Origin of the sequence: Micromonospora sp. KC606, from assembly GCF_004348675.1 — a bacterium.
Classification (GTDB): domain Bacteria; phylum Actinomycetota; class Actinomycetes; order Mycobacteriales; family Micromonosporaceae; genus Micromonospora.
Window position 1 is genome coordinate 1 of record NZ_SMKN01000296.1, and the last position, 5,635, is coordinate 5,635.

4 protein-coding genes are annotated in these 5,635 nt (G+C 72.7%); 1 reads left to right on the forward strand and 3 read right to left on the reverse strand.

The annotated features are described in order from the left end of the window. Positions 1 to 166 precede the first annotated feature (166 nt). From E1193_RS29590 to mtrA, 3 genes are all read right to left on the reverse strand, one after another. Positions 167 to 1,966: an LpqB family beta-propeller domain-containing protein gene (locus tag E1193_RS29590; protein WP_132186444.1), complete on the reverse strand. Its 1,800-nt coding sequence runs from the start codon at positions 1,964 to 1,966 to the stop codon at positions 167 to 169. Positions 1,967 to 1,971: 5 nt separating this feature from the next. Beyond that, a complete protein-coding gene (gene mtrB / locus E1193_RS29595; RefSeq protein ID WP_132186446.1) occupies positions 1,972 to 3,666 on the reverse strand; it encodes an MtrAB system histidine kinase MtrB in 1,695 nt (564 codons plus the stop codon). Between the two features lie 73 nt (positions 3,667 to 3,739). Beyond that, positions 3,740 to 4,429, reverse strand: coding sequence for an MtrAB system response regulator MtrA (gene mtrA, locus E1193_RS29600; RefSeq protein WP_091292672.1), 690 nt, complete (start codon positions 4,427 to 4,429; stop codon positions 3,740 to 3,742). A gap of 216 nt (positions 4,430 to 4,645) precedes the next feature. Here mtrA and E1193_RS29605 point away from each other — a divergent pair, with 216 nt between their 5' ends. After that, complete coding sequence (locus E1193_RS29605) at positions 4,646 to 5,500, forward strand: hypothetical protein (RefSeq protein WP_132186445.1); 855 nt, start codon at positions 4,646 to 4,648, stop codon at positions 5,498 to 5,500. Positions 5,501 to 5,635: the final 135 nt, after the last annotated feature.

Here is a 5,635-nt window from a genome sequence, read left to right on the forward strand (position 1 = left end):
GGGCCGCACCGGGCGGGGAAACAACGCCCCGAGCGCCTCGGCGCAGTCCGGGCAGAAGCCACGCCGGAGAGTCGTCCCGCGCCCCCGGCAACCGGCGCACTCGGCCGGCAGCACCAGATCGGTCAGATCCGCCCAGAGCCCGCCGACGTCCCGTCGCACCGCGCGCTCAGAACAGGAAGAAGGGGGCGGTCGGGCTGCCGGCGCGCCCGCCACTCGGCGGCGGCGTCACGTCCAGGACCTGGTCGCGCCGGATGGTGTCGCGCTGCGGATAGCGGTAAGCCACCCCGTTCGCCTCATACATGATCAGCACGCTGGGCAGGGGCACCACCGGGTTGGTCGGGTACGCGGCCAGGTGCGTCACCCGGGCGCCCACGTCGGCCACCAGGGCCGTCTGCAGGGCACCGTCGATGCTGACCTCGTACACCGCCGAACGGCCGGCCGTGCCGGCCAGCAGCAGGGTGTTCTCCCCCGCCCAGTCCACCGCCGACAGGTCGGTCAACGAGGTGGCCACCTTCCGGACCGGCCCGGCGGTGACCACGCCGCCGTCCACGTTCAACGACGCCACGTGCAGGGCACCGCCGATCACCACGGCGATCCGATGGCCGTCCAGCGAGGCGGCCACCGCGGTGACCGGCCCGGCGACGTTGAGCGGCACCGGATCCATCCGGCCCCGGTCGTCGAAGCGCCACAGCCGGCGATCGGCCACCACCAGCCCGTAGGGCCGCCGGGGGTCGGGCGAGCGCAGCCAGATTGGCCGACCGACCGTGCCGAAGGTCTGCGGCGACGGATTGACGATCTGCACCCGGCCAGCCCCGGAACCGGTTGCCAGTCGCTGCCGACCGCCCGGGGCGGTCACCACCAGGGCGGCGAGGACCTGGTCGTCGACCCGGCTGAGCCCGGCGGACAGCACGTCCCGGTTGACCTCCGCCGCCAGCGGCACCGGAGCGCTCCCCTCGCCCAGGAAGGCCAGCGGGTGGACCGCGCCCTCGTAGACGGTGAACCGCTGCGGGTTGTCGGTGCCCGGGTAGACCGGGTGCTCCAGCCGGTGCTGCCGCAGACTGGGGATGGCGGCCCGGGACTGGTTGCGGGTGGTGAGCTGCAACTGCCCGTTCAGCTCGGGCAGTGACCAGGCCAGCTGGGTGCCGATCTGGGCGAGCTTACGGTTGTCGTCACCGGGCAGGTCGAGGTTGACCTCCCACCGGTCCTCGGTCTCGATCGCGTTGTTGATCAACGCGGTCCGGTCCGGCAGGCGGCTGACCCCGGTGCTCAGCCACTCCGAGGGTCCGGCGATCAGCCACTTGACCACCTCGCTGACCCGCCGCTCGTCGGGCACGGCCAGTGGCAGGTACCGCTGGTCGGGGACCAGACGGCTGCCGTCGGAGCTCCAGAAGTAGACTGGCCTGGCCTGGTAGTACTGGCGCAGCGCGTCGGCACTGAGCAGTAGCACGTTCGGCGGGTTGGTGACGAACAGTCCCGCCTCCTCGGTGCCCTCCTGCCCGGGTGACACCGTGCCGCGCAACCCGAACCGGTACTCGGTCTCGGTCGCCACCGGGGGCGCGAGCACGCCGTTGGCCCGCAGCAGCCCCACCTGCTGCACCGGCAGCCGCACCGAGAAGAGCCCGTTGGCGTTCTCCGTGATCACCGGTTTCTCGGTCAGCCGGACCACGTTGACCGCGATCTCGCTGCCCTGCTTCTCCTGCAGGCGGGCCCGGTTCTCCGGGGCGATGAACTGCTTGACCCGCTCGTACGCCCGCTCCGGCTCACCAGCGGCGGCGGAGAGGAAGTTGCGAACGAAGGCCGCCCGGTCGTCGCCGCTGGCCGTCCGGGTCGGGGGCTCGTCCCGGCGGTAGCTGGCGGTGCCCGCCGCGACCGCCGGCCCCGACCCGTCCACCTCCACCTCGGTGTGCGCCGGGATGCCGCACCCGGTCAGCGCCAGCAGCACCGCGCCGAACACACCAGCCAGCATCCGCCTCACGAGCGCGCCTCCGCCCGGTCGTCGTCGGTCTTCGGGACCGGCCCGATCGCCAGCGCGCCGCCACCGGCGGGGCCGATGGTCAGCAACTCCCCGTCGCGGGGGCCGCCGAAGGGCAGCGCGGCGTCGGCGGGCACCAGTCGCAGCGGCGAGGTGGTGAGCCGGTCACCCGCGCGGGCCGGCAGGGTGAGCCGGAACTGGGCACCCTGCCCCGGTGCCCCCCACGCCTCCAGCCAGCCGCCGTGCAGCCGGGCGTCCTCCAGGCTGATCGACAGGCCGAGCCCGGTGCCGCCGGTCTGCCGGGCCCGGGACGGGTCGGCCCGCCAGAAGCGGTTGAAGACCAACTTCTCCTCACCCGGCTTGAGCCCGACGCCGTGGTCGCGCACGGTGATCGCGACGGCGGTCTCGTCCATGCCCAGGGTGATCCGCACCGGCTTGCCCTCGCCGTGCTCGACCGCGTTGCCGACCAGGTTGCGTAGCACCCGCTCGACCCGGCGCGGGTCGATCTCGGCGATCACCGGTGTGCCGGGCACATCCAGTTCGATGGGCACGCCGACCCGCTCGGCCAGGGCGGCGAGCCGGTCGGCCACCCGATGCACGATGGGCGTCAGGTCGGTCGGCTCGGCGTCGAGCATCGCGAAGCCGGCGTCGAAGCGGCTGATCTCCAGCAGGTCGGTGAGCAGTTCCTCGAACCGGTCGAGCTCGGCCTGGAGCAGCTCGGCGCTGCGGGCCACGGCCGGGTCGAACTCGTCCCGCTCCGCGAAGATCAGGTCGGCGGCCATCCGGACCGTGGTCAGCGGGGTGCGCAGCTCGTGCGACACGTCGGAGGTGAACCGGCGTTGCAGGCGGGACATCTCCTCCAGCCGGAGGATCTGCCGTTGCAGGTTGGTGGCCATCTGGTTGAACGACGCGGCCAGCAGGGCCAGGTCGTCCTCGCCGTTGACCGCCATCCGCTGGTCGAGCAGGCCGGCGGAGAGCCGCTGGGCCGTCCGGGCGGCCACCCGGACGGGGGTGACGACCAGGCGGGTCACCAGCGCGGCGAGCAGTCCGAGCAGCAGCACCAGGGTGACCCCGGTGGCGAGCACGGTGGCCCGCGCGTCGGCGGCGGCGGCGTCCTGCCGGTTGAGCGGCACCAGGTAGTAGAGCTCCAGCTGGCCGAAACTCGTCGGCACCGGCGAGCCGTACACCAGGTATTTGGTCCGCTGGTCGGCGAGGCGACCCGTACGGATCTGGTGGGCGACCTTGCCGTCCGCGACGGCAGCCCGCAGCTCCGGGCTGACCAGCGGGCGGACATCGGTCGCCGGGGAGGTACGGGTCTCGATGATCCCCGCGTAGCGGTCGGCGGTGATGGCCACCACCACCCCACTGGTCTGCTGCGGGTCGCCACCGGCCAGATAGTTGACCGTGCCCTCGATGGTGTCCTGGAGCTGGGCTTCCTGCGGCTGTTGGTAGAGGGAGAACTGCTTGCCCGCGTAGTCGCTGCCGCTGCGCAGCCGCAGCAGTGTGTCGGTCTTGGCGTTCTCCAGCAGGATGTCGGTGATCTTGTTGGCGATCAGGTAGGCGAAACCCCCGACGAGCAGGCTGGAGACCACCAGTGTGATGGTCACCACCCGCACCTGCAACGAGCGGCGCCAGGTCTGGTGCAGCCCTGCGGCCAGGCCCAGAACCCGCCCGACCAGGGCACGCCCGAGCATCCGCGCGGCGGGACGCCAGCCGGCGGAGGTGTCGGGGGTGGGGTTCGAAGTGCTGGTCACGGTGCAGACCAGGCTATCCGGTACCCGCCTTGTAGCCCACGCCTCGCACGGTCAGAATGATTTCCGGCCGCTCCGGATCTGGTTCGATCTTGGCACGCAGCCGCTGCACGTGCACGTTGACCAGCCGGGTGTCCGCCGCGTGCCGGTAGCCCCAGACCTGTTCCAGCAGCACCTCGCGGGTGAAGACCTGACGCGGCTTGCGGGCCAGCGCGACCAGCAGGTCGAACTCCAGCGGGGTGAGCTTCACCTCCTCGCCGTCCCGGCTCACGGTGTGTGCCGGGACGTCGATGGTGATCTGGTTGCCGGGCGGCCCGATGGTCAGCATCTCCGGGGCGACGTCCTCGCCCCGGCGCAACCGGGCCCGCATCCGGGCCACCAACTCCTTGGGCTTGAACGGCTTGACCACGTAGTCGTCGGCGCCGGATTCGAGGCCGAGCACCACGTCCACGGTGTCGCTCTTGGCGGTCAGCATGACGATCGGCACGCCGGACTCGGCCCGGATCGCCCGGGCCACGTCGATACCGCTCATTCCGGGCAGCATGAGGTCGAGCAGGACGATGTCGGGTCGGCTGTCCCGGAACGCGGCCAGTGCCCGTTCCCCGTCGGCGACGAAAGAGGGCAGGAAGCCCTCGCTGCGCAGGACGATGCCGAGCATCTCGGCGAGCGCGGGGTCGTCGTCGACCACCAGTACCCGGGCTCTCATGGGATTTATGTTTCCATCCCCGTTCAGTCAGGTGGGATCGGCGTCACCCGGCACGGTACTTCCCTGGCCGGCGTCCCCGCACGTTCACGCGGAACAATCGCCGCCCGGGTCGCCCGCCACGGGTCAGGGCCTGCGGGTCCACCGGGTCACCGCGGCCGTGTCACCATGATCCCCCGGGCGTGCCGCTGCCCGCCACCGCGACCGTCAGGAGTACGTGTGCCCGAGGTCGGCCCGACAGCCGTGCTCCCGAGGCGTCCGCTCACCGTCGGGGAGCTGCTCGACTCGGCGATGTTGCTGCTGCGCTCCCAGGGCCGGCTGCTGCTCCCGCTGGGCGCCCTGCTCGCCGTCGGCGAACAGCTCCTGCTGCTCCCACTGCGGCTCGCCGCCGACCTGCGGCCCCCGACGTACCTGCCCGAGGGGTGGGAGCTGTTCGCCGCGTACGGGTTGCTGCTGGTCGGCGGCGCCGGAACCGAGGCGGTGATCGTCACGCTGCTCGGCAACCCGGCCGCCCGGGCCGCCGGCGCCGCGCTGCTCGGCCGCCGCGCCGGCGTACGCGAACTGCTCCGTCCCCGGGGCGCCCGCTGGGGCGCCACCGTCCTGCTCGCGCTGCCCGCCGGCACCCTGGTCATGCTCGGCGGCCTACTCGGGCCGCTCTGGTTCCTCGCCTGGGCGATGCTCGGTTCGCTGGCCGCCGTGCTGGTGCTGGACCGATCCGCCGGGCACCTCGCACCCTCCCGGGCCATCCGGCTCGCCGCCCGCGACGGCGGCCGGGCGGCCTGGGTCCGTCTCCTCGGCTACCTCGGCTGGTGGATCCTGCGGGTCGGTCTCGCTCTCGGCGGCTACTTCGGGGTGGCCGCGCTGGACCTGGTCGATCTCCACGAACCGGCGACGGCGACCGTCGCCGCCGTGGTCGTCTGGGCGACGGTGAACACCGTCGCCTACCCGGCGCTGGCCTGCCTCGACGCGGTGGTCCACCTGGAGAACCGAGTGCGCACCGAAGGGCTCGACATCCGCCTCTCCCGGTCTCCCGAGCACCTCGCCGAGCCCGTCCTGATGGCGGCCGACCGGTGAGCATCAGCCGCTGGTGGACCGAGGTGGCCGCCGCGCTCGGCGACGTCGTGCCGCTGCCGCTGGCCGCCTCGCTGCTCCTGCTGCTCGCCGCGCTGGTGGCGCTGGCCTGGTACCACTTTCCAGCCTGGGTGCCCC

Excerpts from the sequence above, each read along its gene's own strand:
- E1193_RS29590 (WP_132186444.1), bottom strand. The coding sequence starts at position 1,966 with ATGCTGGCTGGTGTGTTCGGCGCGGTGCTGCTGGCGCTGACCGGGTGC.
- mtrB (WP_132186446.1), bottom strand. The coding sequence starts at position 3,666 with ATGCTCGGGCGTGCCCTGGTCGGGCGGGTTCTGGGCCTGGCCGCAGGG.
- mtrA (WP_091292672.1), bottom strand. The coding sequence starts at position 4,429 with ATGAGAGCCCGGGTACTGGTGGTCGACGACGACCCCGCGCTCGCCGAG.